We start from the raw sequence: 16,751 nt of genomic DNA on the forward strand, positions 1-16,751 counted from the left end.
TCAGACGAGCCCGACAAGGCCCGATGCCGTGGTGCCGGACGCAAAAATGCGGTCGGCCCGCAGCGGCAGGAGCGTGCCCTGGGGAACGCCGGCGAGCGTGACGAGCGCGCCCGACTGCATGCGCAGCGCGATCGCACCGCCGGAGCCGACGAAGATCGCCCGCGTCGTCTCCGGCAGATCGAGCGCGTCGGCGGGCGTGATGGCGAAGGCATGCGTGGCGGGGCTCGAAAGGGAGTCTGCCGTGTGGGCGTAACGGTCGGTCATGGTGCTGCGGTCCTTTTTTCCGGTTGTTGACGGTCTTGTCCCGACAGGATGCCGCAGCCGGAAGAGGCGGGGAAAACCGGCACCGGAATTCTTCGCTCGAACGCGGCGTCTGGTCATCGACGCCGCCGCGCGTCAGAATGGGGCATGAGCTTTTCCTTCGATGCCGATTCGCCGTCAAACCTTTGGGAATATTCCGTTTCCGAGCTGTCCGGCTCGATCAAGCGGACGATGGAGCAGGCCTTCGACCAGGTGCGCGTGCGCGGCGAGATCTGCGGCTATCGCGGTCCGCATTCCTCGGGCCATGCCTATTTCGGGCTGAAGGACGACCGCGCCCGCATCGATGCCGTGGTCTGGAAGGGCACGATGGGCAAGCTGCGCTTCAAGCCCGAAGAGGGCATGGAGGTCATCGCGGTCGGCAAGGTCACCACCTTTCCGGGCTCGTCCAAGTACCAGATCATGATCGAGACGCTGGAGCCGGCCGGTGCCGGCGCGCTGATGGCGCTTCTGGAGGAGCGCCGGCGCAAGCTCGCCGCCGAAGGCCTGTTCGAGGAAAGCCGCAAGCAGCTCCTGCCCTTCATGCCGCGCGTCATCGGCGTGGTGACGTCGCCGACCGGCGCCGTCATCCGCGATATCCTGCACCGCATCGCCGATCGCTTTCCGGTGCATGTCGTCGTCTGGCCGGTCAAGGTGCAGGGCGAAGGGTCGGGCAACGCGGTGGCCGCCGCCATTCGCGGCTTCAACGCACTGGAACCCGGCGGTCCGATCGCGCGGCCGGACGTGCTGATCGTCGCGCGCGGCGGCGGCAGTCTCGAAGACCTCTGGGGCTTCAACGACGAGGCCGTGGTGCGGGCCGCCGCGGCCTCCGATATCCCGCTGATCTCGGCCGTGGGGCACGAGACCGACTGGACGCTGATCGACCATGCGGCCGACCGACGCGCGCCGACGCCGACCGGGGCCGCGGAAATGGCGGTGCCGGTGCGGGCCGATCTCGAGGCGACGCTGTCGGCGCTCACCGCCCGCCTGCGCAACGCCGCCGGCCGGCACATGGACAATCGCCGGCAATCGCTGCGCGCGCTCGCCCGCGCGCTGCCCTCGCTCGATCAGGTGCTCGCCCTTCCCCGCCGCCGCTTCGACGAGGCGGCGTCCGGGCTGGTGCGCGGGCTGATCCGCAACACCGCCGACAAGCGCCGCAGCTATGAGCGCGTCGGCGCGCATCTGCGTCCCGATATCCTCACCGCCCGGATCAACGATCGCCGCCAGCGTCTCTCGGAGCGGATGGTGCGGGCCGAACGCAATGTCGAGCGGCTGATCGCGCGGGCCGGCTCGCGGGTGACCTCGGCGGATGCGGCCCTGCGCGGCCTGCCCGTGCGGCTGCTCTCGCAGATCCATCGCTCGGGCGATCGGCTGAAAGGCCTGTCGGGCCGGGCCGATGCCGCCGTCATCGCCGATCTGCGCCGCGCCCGCAGCGCGGTCTCCGCCCAGGACCGGGTGCTGCAGTCGCTCTCCTACCAGAACGTGCTGGCCCGCGGCTATGCGATCGTGCGGGATGCGGACGGCGCCCCGGTCAAGGCCGCGGCCGCGCTTTCCAACGGCCAGTCGGTGGCCCTGCAATTTGCCGACGGCACGGTCGGCGCCATCACCACCGAGGGCACGCCGCCCAGGCAGCGCAAGCGCGGCGGCGCGGAACCGGCCAAGCAGGGCAGTCTGTTCTAGCGTTCGGGAGCGACGGCGGGGCCGGTCTCCACAGGTCGATGCGACGACGAACGGTTTTAAGGGGTCTCCGATGCATTTCCTTCTCGTGCTCGCCCATCCCCTGCCGGACAGCTTTGCCGCCGCGGTGGCCGACACCGCGACGCGGGCGCTGGAAGCGCAGGGCCACAGCGTCGATCGTCTCGATCTCTATGCGGAGGATTTCGACCCGCGCCTGAGCCGGGCCGAGCGCCGCGGTTATTTCGACGACCCCTATGACAGCACCGGCGTCGGTCCGATCGTCGAGCGACTGTCTGCGGCCGACGGGCTGATCCTCGTCTTTCCGCAATGGTGGTTCAATTTCCCGGCCATCCTCAAGGGCTTCTTCGACCGCGTCTTCGCGCCGGGCATCGCCTTCACCCATGACGCGGCGGGCGGGCGGATCGTGCGCAAGCTGATCAATATCCGCCTGCTCCATGCCTATACGACCACCGGCTCGCCCTGGTGGATCGCCCGCCTCGTCATGGGCGATCCCGTCCGCCGCCTGCTCAAGCGCGGCATCGCGCCGTTCTGCGCCCGGGGCGTGGACTTCACGATGCTGTCGCTGCACGACATGGACCGGGCGACGGACGCCCGGCGCCGCGCCCATCTCGACCGGATCGCGCGACACCTGCACCGTATCGGGCCGAGACCGTGAAAACGAGAACGCTTCCGTAACGATTTTCCGGGACAAGTTGGTTCCTGTTTTCCGATGGACCCGGAGGGATCATGCCGGTCGAACTGTCCGCAACGCAGGCGCTGACGCTCTGGCATACGGTTTCGCTCGATCAGGTTCGCATCGAGACCGGCGACCTGACGCTGCGGCAGATGGCCATCCTGCTCCATATCTACCTCGTGCCGCCGCCGCATACGGTGCGCGGTCTCGCCGCCACGCTCGGCGTCACCAAGCCTGTCATCACGCGGGCGCTGGACACGATGGGCGAGCGCGGGCTGGTGGAGCGGGTGCGCGACGCGCGCGACCGGCGCAACGTCGTCATCAAACGCACCGTCACCGGCGCGCTCTATCTTGAAAAACTCGGCGATCTGATCATTGATCGCGGTCGTAGACTGTCCCTCTAGGATCTCTTTCCAGACCTCCGTCCCAGTCCTCCGTCCCAGACCTCCGGCCATGTGAGCATGATGACCCATTCCTTCGACCGCAGGCTTCATGCCTATCGCCCGGATCTCGCGGAGGAAGGCCTGCGCGGCCATGTCGATGCGCTTGCCTATACCGCCGGCTCTTCCGCCGTCTGCTGCGTGCCGGTGATGCCCCTGCGGGCCGAGCCGGATCTCGGCTGCGGCACGGACACGGAACTGCTGATCGGCGAAACCGTGCGCGTGCTCGACACATCGCATGGCTGGGCCTGGGTCAAGGCGGATGCCGACAGCTATGTCGGCTATATCCCGGATTTCGCCGTGGTCAGCATCCAGAAGAGCCCGACGCACATCATCACGGCGCCACGCACCTTCGTCTATTCCGGGCCGGATCTGCGCTTCCCCACCGTGCAGGCCCTGTCGATGGGCAGCCGCATCACCGCGATCGACGAGCGCAGCACGCGCGGCACGCGCTATTTCCTGCTCGACAACGGACAGGCCGTCGTCGCGGGCCACTGCGCGCCGGTCGGCGAGGCGCACCCACGCGATTACGTCGCCATCGCCGCCCGCTTCCTCGAAACGCCCTATCTCTGGGGCGGCCGCTCCGGCTTCGGCATCGATTGCTCGGGCCTCGTGCAATTGTCGCTGATGATGACCGGCGTCAGCGCGCCGCGCGACACCGACATGCAGGCGATGTCGCTCGGCCGGGAGATCGCCCGCGACGCGCTGCGCCGCGGCGACCTCGTTTTCTGGAAGGGCCATGTCGCGATCATGGAGGACGAGGCGACGCTGATCCATGCCAATGGCAACACGATGACGGTCGCCCGCGAAGGCCTGACCGAATCCATCGAGCGGATCGGCTGGCTCTACGACCAGCCCACCGCCTTCCGTCGCCCGGTCGAAGGGATGTAACGCGACACAATCAATAGCCGGCTGTTCGATCGACCAGATGCTCGAAGGGCAGTCCCGCCTCGTGGCGTTCGATCTGCGCTTCCACTTGCCGGAAGAGCGCTTTGACATCGGAGGCCGCCGCGGCGTGGGGCGTCACGATGCAGTTCGGAAGCGTCCAGAGCGGACTATCGGCCTCCAGTGGCTCGGTGGAGAAGACGTCGAGCGAGGCGCCGTGCAGCCCGCCGGAGCGGAGCGCCGCGATGATATCGGCCTCCACCTGGCTGCCGCCCCGCCCGGCATTGATGAAGACCGGTGCGCCGAACGGCCCCTTGCGGCTGAGCTTTGCAAAAAGCGTTGCATCGTACAGGCCGCGCGTCTCCGCCGTCAGCGGCAGCAGCCCGACGAGGATGTCCGTGCGGGCGAGAAAGGCGTCGAGGCCGCTCTCGTCATAGGTCTCGATCCCATTGAGCGTCTTTTTCCGGCGGGACCAGCCGGTCACGGTAAACCCCAGGGTCTGCAATTTGCGCGCCGCATCCTGCCCGAGCACGCCGAGGCCCATGACGCCGACGGTGAGGTCTCGCGCTTCCGGCTGCGGAAGTTCGGCCCACGCCCCGCGCTGCGCCTGTTCCGCATAGCGCCCGTGCTGGCGCAGATGCAGCAGGCATTGCAGCGCCACCCATTCGCTCATGCGCGTGGTGAGCGTCGGATCGACGAAGCGGACCAGCGGCACATCCGGCAGCCCCGGCAGGGTCAGAACATGATCGACGCCGGCGCCGCCGGAAAAGACGGCTGCAAGGTTCGGCGCCCGCGCGAAGAGGTCGGGCTGCGATTTCCAGACGACGGCATAGCGGGCCTGCGCGAGATCGCGTCCGGCCTGGGCGGGATCGGCGCGATTGACGACGTCGCGGCCGGGAAAGGCATCGGCAAGCGCTGCCTTCACTTCGTCCGGGTTGAACTTCAGGTCGATGACGACGGGAGCGGCTTTGGGAGGCATGATGGTGTCCGGCTGATCGGGTCTTCTGGGCGGCCGTCTACGGGCGCGCGGCGGGAACGGGCACGGCCTTGAGATCGAAGGCGGCCGCCATGAGGGCCTTGGTATAGTCCTCGCGCGGGGCCGTGAAGATCGCTTCGGCCGGCCCCTTCTCCACGACCTTGCCGAGCCGCATGACGATCATGTCGTTCGCCAGCGCCCTGACGACCTTCAGGTCATGGCTGATGAAGAGATAGGCGAGGCCGTGGCGGGCCTGGAGGTCGCGCAGGAGATCGACCACCTGGGCCTGCACGCTCATGTCGAGCGCCGAGGTCGGCTCGTCCAGCATGACGAACTGGGGTTTCAGCACCATGGCACGGGCGATCGCGATGCGCTGGCGCTGTCCGCCGGAAAACTCGTGCGGATAGCGCCAGCGCGTCGCCGCGTCGAGCCCCACCTCATCTAGCGCTTCGGCCACGCGCGCATCGCGCTCCCGCGCCGACAGCGCCGGCTCGTGCACCTGCAACCCCTCGCCGATGATATCGGACACCGCCATGCGCGGGCTGAGCGAGCCGAAGGGATCCTGGAAGACGATCTGCATGCGCCGGCGCAGCGGCCGCATCTGGCTGAAGGAGTAGCCCTCGATATTCCGTCCCTCGAAGCCGATGCGTCCCTGCGACCCGATGAGCCGGGTGAGCGCGAGGCCGAGCGTCGTCTTGCCGGAACCGGATTCCCCGACGACGCCGAGCGTCTGGCCGGCGCGCAGCGTCAGGTCGATCCCGTCGACCGCCTTCACGTGATCCACCGTCTTGCGCAGAAAACCCGCCTTGATCGGAAACCAGACCTTCATGTCCTTCGCCTCGATGACGATGGGCTTCGTCTCGTCGGAGGCCGGCGGCTCGCCGCGCGGCTCGGAGGCCAGGAGATGGCGGGTATAGGCGTGTTGCGGATTGTCGAAGATCTCGGCCGTCGGCCCCGTCTCCACGATCTTTCCCTTCGTCATGACGCAGACGCGGTCGGCGATCTTGCGGACGATGCCGAGATCGTGGGTGATGAACAGCATGGACATGCCATGCGCGTCCTTCAATTGCTTCAGAAGCTCGAGGATCTGCGCCTGCACGGTCACGTCGAGCGCGGTCGTCGGCTCGTCGGCGATCAGCAGCTCGGGCCGGTTGGCAAGCGCCATGGCGATCATCACGCGCTGGCGCTGGCCGCCCGAAAGCTCGTGCGGATAGGCCTTCAGGCGCTTTTCCGGCTCGCGGATGCCGACCTGGTGCAGAAGCTCCAGCACGCGCGGCCGCGCCTGCGCCGGCTTGATGCCCTGGTGGAGGTCGAGGATCTCGGCGATCTGCCGCTCGATCGAATGGAGCGGATTGAGCGAGGTCATCGGCTCCTGGAAGATCATCGTGATGTCGTTGCCGCGCACATCTCTGAGGTCGGCATCGCCGATCGTCAGGAGGTCGCGCCCGTTGAACAGGATCTCCCCGCTCGGATGGCTCGCGGCGGGATACGGCAGGAGCTTCAGGATCGAATTGGCCGAGACCGACTTGCCGGAACCGGACTCGCCGACCAGCGCCACCACCTCGCCCTTCGTGATGTCGAACGATATCCGATCGACCGCCAGAGAGGTCTTGCCGCCCTGGTGGAAGGCAACGGAGAGATCGCGCACGGAAAGCAGCGGTTCGGTCATGGGGAAAGCGATTCCAGAAGGGTGGTGAGCGTGGGGATGTCGGGAGCGGCCATCGTCATCGGGTCCAAGCCCACCAGACCCAGACCGACATGATCGGCTGTACGACATTTCCGCAAGCCATCGTCTGAGGTGAGGAAGTGGGTGCAACGCGATCCGACCGCCGTTGAGAGATGAACGGCATCCGGCAGCTTCATCCGGTTTCGGGTGCGAAGATAGGCGGCATATTTCAATGTTCGACGGCCGACCGGCTGCAAGACGAGCGTCCGGCTGGAGCGAACGAGATCCTCGTAACGCCGGGTCAGCACATCGTCGGCCTCTCGGTAGGGTTTGACGAGCACCTCGGCAAGGGTCAGTTCGCTCGTCACCAGCATGGGCGTCGCGCGTTTTGCGGACGCGGAGAACAGCGCATGGAGGAGATCCGAGCGAACGGACGTCTCCTCGACGGCAAAGATGAAGGCGCTGGTATCCAGATAGACACGTGGCGCAATCGTCATTCGTCATCCCACTCGTCGCGGAGCTCCCGAATACGACGCACGACCTGTTCTTCCGTCTCGGTGGAGGGATGGCTTGCCTTGTAGAGGCGGATCCCCTCAAGCGTCTCGGCGATGGACGTCTTCGGGCGGGATGCTTCTTCATCCTCGGGGTAGCCAGCCCAAATCGTTTCCGGCGATCCGGACCCGTCCTCCGGCGTTTCCTCGATAACGATGCGGACAAGTGCATCTTCGTCCAGCCCGGATTTGAGATCGTCCGGCAGGCGCGACACGGGATAGAATTCGCGAACGATCTTGTTCATGTCCGTTCTCCAGAAGAGGTCGCACCCATCCTAATCCTTGCCGAGGTGTCTGACGAGATCATCCGAACGTCTTTCGCGGATCGAAGGCGTCGCGTGCGGCTTCGCCGATGAAGATCAGCAGCGACAGCATGATCGACATCACCAGGAAGGCGGTAATGCCGAGCCAGGGGGCCTGGAGGTTGGATTTGCCCTGGGCGATGAGTTCGCCGAGCGATGGCGAGCCGGGCGGCATGCCGAAGCCGAGGAAGTCGAGCGAGGTGAGCGTGGTGATGGAGCCCGAGAGGATGAAGGGCAGGAAGGTGAGCGTGGCGACCATGGCGTTCGGCAGGAGATGGCGCCACATGATGGTGGCATTGCCGACGCCGAGCGCCCGGGCGGCGCGGACATATTCGAAATTGCGCGCCCGCAGGAATTCGGCCCGGACCACGCCCACGAAGCCGACCCAGGAGAACAGCAGCATGATGCCGAGCAGCACGAAGAAGCCGGGCGGGAGAATGGCCGCGATGATCAGGAGAATGTAGAGCACCGGCATGGACGACCAGATCTCGATGAAGCGCTGCATCAGCAGGTCCGTCCAGCCGCCGAAATAGCCCTGGATCGCGCCGGCGGTGACGCCGACGATGGCCGAGGCGATGGTGAGCGCCAGGCCGAAAAGCACCGAGATGCGGAAACCGTAGATCGTGCGGGCGGCGACGTCGCGCGCCTGGTCGTCGGTGCCGAGCCAGTTGAAATTGCCGAGCGTGCAGCCGCGATCGGCCTCGCCCTGCGGGTAGCCCGAGCAGCGCTCCGCCGCGCTCATCGTCCAGAAGGGCGCCGTGGGTGCGGAATGCGGGATGTTGGAATTGGCGCTGCGATAGGAATAGCGGATCGGCGGCCAGATCATCCAGCCGTTCGCCTCGATCTCCTCGCGGATGAAGTCGGAGGCATAGTCGGTCTCGGCGAGGAAGCCGCCGAACGTCTCTTCCGGGTAATTGACCAGCACGGGCACGAGCAGCTCGCCCTTGTAGGAGACGAGGACCGGCCGGTCGTTGGCGATGAATTCGGCGCAGAGGCTGAAGCCGAAGAGCGCCAGGAAGATCCAGAGCGACCAGTAACCGCGCCGGTTCGCCTTGAAATTCTCCCAGCGCCGCCGGGCGACGGGCGAAAGCCGGCCCGTCTTCGGCGGAGCGACCACGGCGGGGTTTGCGATCAACGCCATCAGACGTCCCTCCGCTCGAAATCGATGCGCGGATCGACCCAGGTATAGATGAGGTCCGACAGCAGGCTGACGACGAGGCCCATCAGCGAGAAGATGAACAGCGTGCCGAACACGATCGGATAATCGCGCTTGACGACGGCGTCGTAGCCGAGACGCCCCAGGCCATCGAGCGAGAAGATGTATTCGGTCAGCAGCGAGCCGGTGAAGAAGGCCGAGATGAAGGCGGCGGGAAAGCCGGCGATGATGATCAGCATGGCGTTGCGAAACACGTGACGATACAGCACCTGCCGCTCCGCCAGCCCCTTGGCGCGGGCGGTGACGACATATTGCTTGCGGATTTCGTCGATGAAGGAATTCTTGGTCAGCAGCGTCGTGGTGGCAAAGGCCGAGAGCAGCAGCGTGATCAGCGGCAGCGTCATGTGCCAGAGATAATCCAGGATCTTCTGCCACCAGGTGAGCTGGCTGAAATTGTCCGAGACGAGGCCGCGCAGCGGAAACCAGTCGAGGAAGGAGCCGCCCGCAAACAGCACGATCAGCAGGATGCCGAACAGGAAGCCCGGCACGGCATAGCCGACGATGACGATGCCGGAGGTCCAGACGTCGAAGCGCGAGCCGTCCGACACCGCCTTCTTGATGCCGAGCGGGATCGAGATCGCATAGGAGAGGATGAGGATCCACAGGCCGAGCGAGATCGAGACCGGCATCTTGTCGAGGATCAGATCGATGACCGAGGTGTTGCGGAAGAAGCTCTCGCCGAAATCGAAGCGCGCATAGTTCCACATCATCGTCAGGAAGCGCTCCAGCGGCGGCTTGTCGAAGCCGAACTGCTTTTCGAGCTTGGCGATGAAATCCGGATCGAGCCCCTGGGCGCCGCGATAGCTGCTGCCGCTCTGGTCGCCGCCGGACGCGCCGGCAAGATCGCCGCCGCCGCCCGACAGCCGGTCGCCGCCCTGGTTCGGCCCGGTCAGGTCGGCAATGACCTGCTCGACCGGACCGCCGGGCGCGAACTGCACGACGGCAAAGGAGATGGCCATGATGCCGACGATCGTCGGGATCATCAGAAGCAGGCGACGCAGGATATAGCCGCCCATCAGATCCGCACGCCCGACATGCGCCGCGCCATCGGCGTGATGGCGGTGCAGAGACCGCAACGGCGGACCCCCGTCTGGTTGAACCTGTCGTTAAACCCGATTTTGCAATGTGCGATCAATGCGCTGACGTTCCCGTTCCTGATTCGCGGCCTGCCTATGAAAAGCAGGCCAGTCTGACGCGCAAGGCTTTCATGGAGCTTTCGCGGCGGCGGACCACCAGATCGCGGGAAATCCGACGGCATATTCCGGCAGGTTTTGCGGATGCGTCAGGTCTCGTGCATAGGCGATCCGCATATCGCGCGACGCATAGGTCGGCACGATGATGTGATGCGCGAGGAGAACCCGATCGAGCGCCTTGGTCGATGCGACCAGGTCGTCGCGATCCTTGGCAAAGATCACTTTCCGGATCAGGGCATCGACGCCCGGATCGGCAAGACCGGAGAAATTCTGCGACCCGTCCCGCGATGCCGCCGCGGTGCCCCAGTATTCCGTCTGCTCGTTGCCCGGATGGAGAGACTGTGCCCAGCCGAGGTAGATCGCGTCGAAATCCTTCGACCGCCAGCGATTGGTGTATTGGGAGCTGTCGACGGTGCGAACGCGGGCTTCGATGCCGATCTTCCGCAGGTTCTGGCTGAAGGGCAAGGCGACCCGTTCGATGGTCGTGCCGTCGAGCAGGATCTCGAAGGCGAGCGGCTTGCCGGTCTTCGTCTCGATCATCTGATTGTTCTTGAGCTCAAAGCCGGCCTCCTTCAGAAGGCCGATCGCCTTGCGCAGGTTGTCGCGCAGCTTGGCGGGGTCGCCGCCGACGGGATTGCTGTAGGGCTTGGTGAAAACGCTCGGCGGAACCTTGTCCTTGAGGTCCGTGAGGATCTCCAGTTCGCGTCCCTGCGGCAGCCCTGACGACGCCAGTTCGGTCGGGAAGAAAAAGCTGTCGATGCGATTATACTCGTTGAAGAAGATCGTCCGCTTCAGTTCCTCGAAATCGAGCGCATAGTTCAGAGCCTCGCGCACCCGGACGTCCTTGAACGCATCGCGCCGCAGGTTGAAGATGAAACCCACCATGACGCCGCTGTCGCGACTGTCGTTCTCCAGCCGCTCGAGCTTGATCCGGCCGTCCTTGACGGCGGGGAAGTCGTAGGACGTGGCCCAGCGGCGCGCGGAGTTCTCCCAGCGGTAGTTGGCATTGCCCGACCGGAAAGCCTCGAAGGCGACGTCGAGATCCGCGAAATAGGTGAAACCGATGCTTCCGAAGTTGTTCTGCCCGATATTGACGTTCAGGTCCTTGCCCCAATAATCGTCGCGACGCGCGTATGTGACGGTCGAGCCGGCCTTCATGGAGGCCATTTTGTAGGGACCGGAGCCCATGGGTATCTCGAGCGTCGTGCGGGAAATGTCCCGCTGGCGTCCTTGCGCGTCCTTGCCCTCCCACCAGTGTTTGGGCACGACGAGGAGGCCGCCCGCCACTCTCGGCAATTCCCGGTTTCCCGTCTCGTTGAAGGAGAAGGTCACCTCCCGCTCGCCGGTCTTTTCCGCCTTGACGATATGGCCGTAATAGGAGGTCGCTTTCGGATCGAGTTCCTTCGCCTTGTCGAAACTGAAGATCACGTCTTCCGGCGTCACCGGCGTGCCGTCGGCCCAACGCGCTTCCGGCCGGAGGCGGAACTTCGCCCAGGCGAAATCGTCGGGATAGGCGACCGCCTCGGCGAGCAGGCCGTAATCCGTCAGAACCTCGTCCATCGACGGCTTCATCAGGGTTTCGAACACCAGCCCGACGGACATGCCGGAGGCGCTGGAAACGGGACCGACCACGCCGGCCGCCATCTCGCCCTTGGCCAGAACCGGATTGAACGTGTCGAACGTGCCCATGGTGGCCAGCCGGACATCGCCCCCCTTCGGCGCATCCGCGTTGACATAATCGAACTGCTTGAACTCTTGCGGATATTTCAGCTCGCCCATGGTCGACAGGCCGTGGCGCCATTGGGGGTCCTCGGCGTAGGCGGGACCGGGCAGGACGGCGGCGGCGAGGAAGGCGGCGGCGATGAGGGCCAAGGTGCCGAGAGCCAGGGTGCCGAGGGTCAGGGTGCCGGGGGTCAAGGGTCCAGAGGTCGGTGCCCGGGTCGTCCTGCTCGTCATCTGCCGCATGCGGTTCGTCTCCTTGGGTCGTGGTCGACGCACACAATAGGCGAAATGCGGCCGATTGACAGGCGGGGGTCCGGGCAAGCCGCGAAATCGGCTTGTCAATCGGCGTGCCAATCGACTTGACCGCAAGTCTGACACAAAGACGGTGTGAGACAGATCGCTCTCGACACCCGCCGCCCGATCCCGACAGAACCGGACAGACCCGCATGATATCGTCACTCTCAAGATTTTCTCGCGGCCCACGATCGTCTGGCAGACAGGCCATCAGAGCCGTCATCGCCGCGGCGCTTATCCTGCCGCTCGGTCTCGGGCCTGCGCTTGCGGCCGAGACGCAGCCGGCCAAGCAGCTGTTCGGCGGCATGACGCTTCCCAGCAGAACCGCGCCGGCCTCGCTCGGCTCCTATGCCAAGGGCTGCCTTTCGGGCGCGGTGGCGCTGCCGGCCGACGGGCCGACCTGGCAGGCCATGCGCCTGTCGCGCAACCGGCGCTGGGGCAATCCGCACATGATCGCGTTCCTGGAGCGTTTTTCGCGCGATGCGGCCGAGATCGGCTGGGGCTCGGGCATCCTGCTCGGCGATATCTCGCAGCCGCGCGGCGGGCCGATGCTCACCGGCCATGCCTCCCACCAGATCGGCCTCGATGCCGACATCTGGTTCCAGCCGAAGCCCGCGCGGCCGATGAGCGTGGCGGAACGCGAGAGCCGGCCTTTCGTGTCGATGCTCGACAAGACGAAGTTCCTGACCGTCAACTCGGAGCGCTGGACGCCGACCCATGCGCGGCTGATCATGCGGGCCGCGAGCGAGCCGGAGGTCGACCGGGTGTTCGTCAACCCGGCGATCAAGAAGAAGCTCTGCGACACCTGGACCGGCGACCGGACGTCGATGGGCAAGATCCGGCCGATCTACGGCCACGACGAGCATTTCCACATCCGCATCAAATGCCCGGCCGATTCGCCCGGCTGCAAGCCGCAGGCGGCGGTCGCGCCCGGCGATGGCTGCGACAAATCGCTCGCCTGGTGGTTTACCAAGGAGCCCTGGGCCAAGCCCAAGCCGAACCCGGATGCCAAACCCGTCAAGCCGCGCTTCGTGATGCTGTCCGATCTGCCGCAGGCCTGCACCGGCGTGCTGGCCGCGCCCGCCTCGTCGGAAGCCGCGGCCACCTTCGGCGGCACGGTGCCGGTCTCGGCGTCGGTGCCCGCCGCGCCGTCGACCGTCATGCCGCCGGCCGCCGATCGCCCGCCGGCCGCCGTCGGCGATCCTGCCATTCCGCTTCCGACCCGTCGCCCGAGCGCGCAGCCGTAGCGGCGCGGCACTTTCTTCTTGAATCGATTTAGGTTCCGGGAAATATGGGCGACGAGGATGATGCGGAGGACGGAATGACCGGTCGCAAATGCATGGCGCTGATCGCGCATGACCTGAAGAAGCAGGACATGGCGGAATTCGCCAAGGCCCACCAGTCGGTGCTGTCGGAATGGCGGATCGTCGCCACCGGCACCACGGGCGGCCGCGTCCAGGAGGCCTGCCCCGGTCTCGACGTGACCCGGCTGAAGAGCGGGCCGCTCGGCGGCGACCAGCAGATCGGCGCGCTGATCGCCACCGGCGATGTCGATCTCCTGATCTTCTTCATCGATCCCCTGACGTCGCTGCCGCACGATGTGGACGTCAAGGCCCTGACGCGGCTTGCGACCGTCTACGACATTCCCATGGCGCTGAACCGCGCGACGGCCGAGCGGCTCGTCGATTTCCGGCCGCTCTGAGCACCGCGCGCCGGTCGTCACGTCTTTTCCACTGGAGCGGCCCGGCAAAACATGCGAAGCGCTTCCCGCCCGCAGCCCCGATCGCGCGCCGACCCCAATAGCCCGATTCCCTTAGCCCGATTCCCTTAGGAGGTTTCATGCCCGCGTCTGCAGAAACGGTTCCCGGCCTCGCCTTCCCCATCCTGATCGGCGACATCGGCGGCACCAATGCCCGTTTCGCGCTTCTGACGGATGAGACCTCCGAGCCGGTCGTCTTTCCCGTGGTGCCTACAGGCGGCTTTCCGAGCATCCAGGCAGCCTTGGAAACCGGCATTCTCCCGCATGCCACCCTGCGCCCGCGCTCGGCGATCATCGCGGTGGCCGCCCCGGTCAAGGGCGACGAGATCCCGCTGACCAATGCCGGCTGGGTCATCACGCCGGCAGACATGATCGCGACGCTCGGGCTTTCCGATGTCATCGTCCTCAACGATTTCGAGGCGCAGGCTCTGGCCGTCGCCGCCATCGCCAAGACCGACTGCGCCCAGATCGGCGCCGGCGCGCCGATGGAAAGCGCCTCCTGCGCCGTGCTCGGTCCGGGCACCGGCTTGGGCGTCGCCGGCCTGCTGCACACGCACGACACCTATTTTCCGGTCCCCGGCGAGGGCGGCCATGTGGATATCGGCCCGCGCACGCCGCGCGACACCGCCATCTGGCCGCATCTGGAGACCATCGAGGGCCGGATCTCCGCCGAGCAGCTGCTCTGCGGCCGCGGCATCGTCAATATCTACCAGGCGATCTGCCACACGGACGGGCTGACGCCGACCCACACCGATCCGGCCGAGGTCACGGCGGCGGGGCTTTCCGGCACCGAGCCGGCCTGCGTCGAGACCCTGTCGCTGTTTGCCGGCTATCTCGGCCGCGTGGCGGGCGACATGGCGCTGATCTTCATGGCGCGCGGCGGCGTCTATCTGGCCGGCGGCATTTCGCAGAAAATCCTGCCCGCGCTGCAACAGCCCGAATTTCGCGCCGCCTTCGAGGACAAGGCGCCGCATTCCACGCTGATGCGCTCGATCCCGACCTATGTGGTCACCCATCCCTTCGCCGCCCTTGCCGGTCTTGCGGCCTTCGCGCAGACCCCGGCCCGGTTCGGCGTGGCCACCACGGGGCGTCACTGGAAGGCCTGATGCGAACCCGCCGTCCGCGCCGCCACCCCCCAAAATGGGTGGAGACTCGCCAAATGGCTCCCGAGGCACTATAGAGCGCGGCCAAGCATCCGATCGAAGGACCGCTCGGTCAGGGAAAGAGCTTTTGAAAGACCAGAAGAAGAAGCACACGCCGGTGGACGCCGACACGATCACCAGCGTGCTGAAGCGGGTCGCGCGGGAAAACGGACGGGCCCATCTCAAGGGCTATATGTTCGCGATCGCCTGCCTTGCGCTCGTTGCCGGCTCGACCGCGTTCACGGCCTGGATCATGGAAGCCGTCGTCAACGAGGCCTTCGCCAACAAGCGGGCCGACATGGTCCTCATCATCTGCGCCGCCATCTTCGTCGCCTTCGTGGTGCGCGGCTTTGCCACCTATGGCCAGGCCGTCGCCCTGTCGAAGATCGGCAACAACATCGTCGCCAGCTATCAGCGCCGGCTCTATGCCCATCTGATGGCGCTGAGCGTCGGCTATTTCACCGATTCCCGCTCGGCCCGCATCTCCGCCAAGATCAGCCAGAACGTCTCGGGCATCCGCGACGTTCTCAACATGACGGTCACCTCGATCGCGCGCGACCTGCTGACGCTGATCGCCCTCATCGGCGTCATGATCGGCAAGGACTGGGTGCTGACGATCATCGTCTTCCTCATCGCGCCGCCACTGCTGATCGGCCTTCGCTACGTGTCGCGGCGGCTGCGCAATGCAACGCGCGAATCGGTCGAGATCAACAGCCACGTGCTCGGCGCCATGCAGGAGACGATCCAGGGGATCACGATCGTCAAGGCCTTCACCATGGAGGAGCAGCTGAAGAGCAAGGTCGAGGCGATCATCGCGCGCGCGGAAAACCGCGCCAACCGGATCGCCCGCCTGTCCGAGCGCACCGCGCCGATGACCGAGACCTTTGCGGGCTTCGCCATTGCCAGCGTCCTCGGCTATGCCGCCTTCCGCTCGATCTACGACAACGTGCCGCCCGGCGCTTTCTTCTCCTTCGTCACGGCCCTTCTCATGGCCTATGATCCGGCCCGGCGCCTCGCGCGCCTACAGGTGTCGATGGAGCGCGCCGCGGTCAATGCGCGGATGATCTACGAGGTGCTCGACACCCTGCCGCACCAGCGCGACCTGCCCGATGCCACGGCCCTGCAGGTCTCCTCGGCGACGATCACCTTCAACAACGTCCATTTCGCCTACGGCACCGGCGACGAGATCCTCAAGGGGGTCAGCTTCGTTGCCGAAGGCGGCAAGACGACGGCGCTGGTCGGCCCGTCGGGTGCCGGCAAGTCCACCGTGATCAGCCTCATTCCGCGCTTCTACGATCCGTCGGAAGGGCAGATCCTGATCGACGGTCAGGACATCGCCCATATCACCAAACTGTCGCTGCGCAACGGGCTCGCCTATGTCTCGCAGCAGCCTTATCTCTTCGAAGGCTCGATCGGCGACAACATCCGCTATGGCCGGCCGGAGGCGACGGACGAGGAGGTCTACGAGGCCGCGCGTCTCGCCTATGCGCATGATTTCATCCTGGCCCAGCCGCAGGGCTACGACACGCCGGTCGGCGAAAACGGCGTGACCCTTTCCGGCGGTCAGCGTCAGCGGCTTTCGATCGCCCGCGCCCTCGTCCGGCGCGCGCCCATCCTGCTTCTCGACGAAGCCACCTCCTCGCTCGACACCGAATCGGAGTCCGCGGTGCAGAAGGCGCTCGACCATGCCATGGACGGGCGGACCGTCGTGGTGATCGCCCACCGTCTCTCCACCATCGTCAACGCCGACAAGATCATCGTCATGCGCGACGGGCTGGTGGTCGAGGAAGGCACGCATACGGAGCTTGCGGATCGCAAGGACGGGCTTTACGCTCGCCTTCACAACCTGCAGGGCAGCCAAGCGACCGGCATCATCGATGATCTGGTCGACAGCACGGATCGGACGACATGAACCCCCACACCATGACAGCCCCCAC

At 66.0% G+C, this 16,751-nt stretch carries 16 protein-coding genes; 8 read left to right on the forward strand and 8 right to left on the reverse strand.

All coding sequences use genetic code 11. The features are described 5' to 3' along the window. Positions 1-264, reverse strand: a complete 264-nt coding sequence (locus tag ASG39_RS13305) for a hypothetical protein (RefSeq protein ID WP_062595432.1) — start codon at positions 262-264, stop codon at positions 1-3. Positions 265-408: 144 nt separating this feature from the next. Here ASG39_RS13305 and xseA point away from each other — a divergent pair, with 144 nt between their 5' ends. The 4 genes from xseA (at position 409) to ASG39_RS13325 (ending at position 3,999) form a co-directional block, all read left to right on the forward strand. Beyond that, positions 409-1,977: an exodeoxyribonuclease VII large subunit gene (gene xseA, locus ASG39_RS13310; protein ID WP_062595433.1), complete on the forward strand. Its 1,569-nt coding sequence runs from the start codon at positions 409-411 to the stop codon at positions 1,975-1,977. Positions 1,978-2,047: 70 nt separating this feature from the next. Then, entirely contained in the window at positions 2,048-2,650 is a 603-nt protein-coding gene (locus ASG39_RS13315; RefSeq protein WP_062595434.1) for an NAD(P)H-dependent oxidoreductase, read from the forward strand. A gap of 71 nt (positions 2,651-2,721) precedes the next feature. After that, positions 2,722-3,072 carry a MarR family winged helix-turn-helix transcriptional regulator gene (locus tag ASG39_RS13320; RefSeq protein WP_062595435.1) on the forward strand — a complete coding sequence of 117 codons (351 nt, stop codon included), beginning with the start codon at positions 2,722-2,724 and terminating at the stop codon, positions 3,070-3,072. 60 nt (positions 3,073-3,132) lie between these two features. Beyond that, positions 3,133-3,999 carry an NlpC/P60 family protein gene (locus ASG39_RS13325; protein ID WP_062595604.1) on the forward strand — a complete coding sequence of 289 codons (867 nt, stop codon included), beginning with the start codon at positions 3,133-3,135 and terminating at the stop codon, positions 3,997-3,999. 10 nt (positions 4,000-4,009) lie between these two features. On the opposite strand, the gene ASG39_RS13330 is transcribed toward ASG39_RS13325, so the two are convergent. The 7 genes from ASG39_RS13330 to ASG39_RS13360 all read right to left on the reverse strand — a co-directional run bounded on the left by ASG39_RS13330 (position 4,010) and on the right by ASG39_RS13360 (position 11,862). Then, positions 4,010-4,972 (reverse strand): glyoxylate/hydroxypyruvate reductase A, encoded by a 963-nt coding sequence (locus ASG39_RS13330; RefSeq protein WP_062595436.1) that lies wholly within the window; start codon positions 4,970-4,972, stop codon positions 4,010-4,012. 37 nt (positions 4,973-5,009) lie between these two features. Further along, positions 5,010-6,638, reverse strand: a complete 1,629-nt coding sequence (locus tag ASG39_RS13335; protein WP_062595437.1) for an ABC transporter ATP-binding protein — start codon at positions 6,636-6,638, stop codon at positions 5,010-5,012. After that, positions 6,635-7,132 (reverse strand): PIN domain-containing protein, encoded by a 498-nt coding sequence (locus tag ASG39_RS13340; protein ID WP_062595438.1) that lies wholly within the window; start codon positions 7,130-7,132, stop codon positions 6,635-6,637. The genes ASG39_RS13335 and ASG39_RS13340 overlap by 4 nt, the downstream gene beginning before the upstream one ends. Continuing rightward, positions 7,129-7,431, reverse strand: coding sequence for a hypothetical protein (locus ASG39_RS13345; protein WP_062595439.1), 303 nt, complete (start codon positions 7,429-7,431; stop codon positions 7,129-7,131). The genes ASG39_RS13340 and ASG39_RS13345 overlap by 4 nt, the downstream gene beginning before the upstream one ends. A 58-nt stretch (positions 7,432-7,489) precedes the next feature. Next, complete coding sequence (locus tag ASG39_RS13350) at positions 7,490-8,629, reverse strand: ABC transporter permease (RefSeq protein ID WP_062595440.1); 1,140 nt, start codon at positions 8,627-8,629, stop codon at positions 7,490-7,492. Next, entirely contained in the window at positions 8,629-9,720 is a 1,092-nt protein-coding gene (locus tag ASG39_RS13355) for a microcin C ABC transporter permease YejB (protein WP_062595605.1), read from the reverse strand. The genes ASG39_RS13350 and ASG39_RS13355 overlap by 1 nt, the downstream gene beginning before the upstream one ends. Positions 9,721-9,909: 189 nt before the next feature. Next, positions 9,910-11,862 (reverse strand): extracellular solute-binding protein, encoded by a 1,953-nt coding sequence (locus ASG39_RS13360; protein ID WP_244481224.1) that lies wholly within the window; start codon positions 11,860-11,862, stop codon positions 9,910-9,912. A 203-nt stretch (positions 11,863-12,065) separates the two neighbouring features. On the opposite strand from ASG39_RS13360, the gene mepA reads away from it, so the two are divergent. The 4 genes from mepA (at position 12,066) to ASG39_RS13380 (ending at position 16,726) form a co-directional block, all read left to right on the forward strand. Next, positions 12,066-13,160, forward strand: coding sequence for a penicillin-insensitive murein endopeptidase (gene mepA / locus ASG39_RS13365; RefSeq protein ID WP_062595441.1), 1,095 nt, complete (start codon positions 12,066-12,068; stop codon positions 13,158-13,160). Positions 13,161-13,234: 74 nt separating this feature from the next. Then, positions 13,235-13,615, forward strand: coding sequence for a methylglyoxal synthase (locus ASG39_RS13370; protein ID WP_062595607.1), 381 nt, complete (start codon positions 13,235-13,237; stop codon positions 13,613-13,615). A gap of 137 nt (positions 13,616-13,752) precedes the next feature. Then, positions 13,753-14,778 (forward strand): glucokinase, encoded by a 1,026-nt coding sequence (locus tag ASG39_RS13375; protein ID WP_062595442.1) that lies wholly within the window; start codon positions 13,753-13,755, stop codon positions 14,776-14,778. A 124-nt stretch (positions 14,779-14,902) separates the two neighbouring features. Continuing rightward, complete coding sequence (locus tag ASG39_RS13380; RefSeq protein ID WP_062595443.1) at positions 14,903-16,726, forward strand: ABC transporter ATP-binding protein; 1,824 nt, start codon at positions 14,903-14,905, stop codon at positions 16,724-16,726. Positions 16,727-16,751: the final 25 nt, after the last annotated feature.

Source organism: Rhizobium sp. Leaf371 (genome assembly GCF_001424045.1).
GTDB lineage: Bacteria > Pseudomonadota > Alphaproteobacteria > Rhizobiales > Rhizobiaceae > Ferranicluibacter.

What these genes read in the sequence shown, in the direction of transcription:
- ASG39_RS13305 (WP_062595432.1), bottom strand. Translation starts at nt 264, where the DNA reads ATGACCGACCGTTACGCCCACACGGCAGACTCCCTTTCGAGCCCCGCC.
- xseA (WP_062595433.1), top strand. Translation starts at nt 409, where the DNA reads ATGAGCTTTTCCTTCGATGCCGATTCGCCGTCAAACCTTTGGGAATAT.
- ASG39_RS13315 (WP_062595434.1), top strand. Translation starts at nt 2,048, where the DNA reads ATGCATTTCCTTCTCGTGCTCGCCCATCCCCTGCCGGACAGCTTTGCC.
- ASG39_RS13320 (WP_062595435.1), top strand. Translation starts at nt 2,722, where the DNA reads ATGCCGGTCGAACTGTCCGCAACGCAGGCGCTGACGCTCTGGCATACG.
- ASG39_RS13325 (WP_062595604.1), top strand. Translation starts at nt 3,133, where the DNA reads ATGACCCATTCCTTCGACCGCAGGCTTCATGCCTATCGCCCGGATCTC.
- ASG39_RS13330 (WP_062595436.1), bottom strand. Translation starts at nt 4,972, where the DNA reads ATGCCTCCCAAAGCCGCTCCCGTCGTCATCGACCTGAAGTTCAACCCG.
- ASG39_RS13335 (WP_062595437.1), bottom strand. Translation starts at nt 6,638, where the DNA reads ATGACCGAACCGCTGCTTTCCGTGCGCGATCTCTCCGTTGCCTTCCAC.
- ASG39_RS13340 (WP_062595438.1), bottom strand. Translation starts at nt 7,132, where the DNA reads ATGACGATTGCGCCACGTGTCTATCTGGATACCAGCGCCTTCATCTTT.
- ASG39_RS13345 (WP_062595439.1), bottom strand. Translation starts at nt 7,431, where the DNA reads ATGAACAAGATCGTTCGCGAATTCTATCCCGTGTCGCGCCTGCCGGAC.
- ASG39_RS13350 (WP_062595440.1), bottom strand. Translation starts at nt 8,629, where the DNA reads ATGGCGTTGATCGCAAACCCCGCCGTGGTCGCTCCGCCGAAGACGGGC.
- ASG39_RS13355 (WP_062595605.1), bottom strand. Translation starts at nt 9,720, where the DNA reads ATGGGCGGCTATATCCTGCGTCGCCTGCTTCTGATGATCCCGACGATC.
- ASG39_RS13360 (WP_244481224.1), bottom strand. Translation starts at nt 11,862, where the DNA reads ATGCGGCAGATGACGAGCAGGACGACCCGGGCACCGACCTCTGGACCC.
- mepA (WP_062595441.1), top strand. Translation starts at nt 12,066, where the DNA reads ATGATATCGTCACTCTCAAGATTTTCTCGCGGCCCACGATCGTCTGGC.
- ASG39_RS13370 (WP_062595607.1), top strand. Translation starts at nt 13,235, where the DNA reads ATGACCGGTCGCAAATGCATGGCGCTGATCGCGCATGACCTGAAGAAG.
- ASG39_RS13375 (WP_062595442.1), top strand. Translation starts at nt 13,753, where the DNA reads ATGCCCGCGTCTGCAGAAACGGTTCCCGGCCTCGCCTTCCCCATCCTG.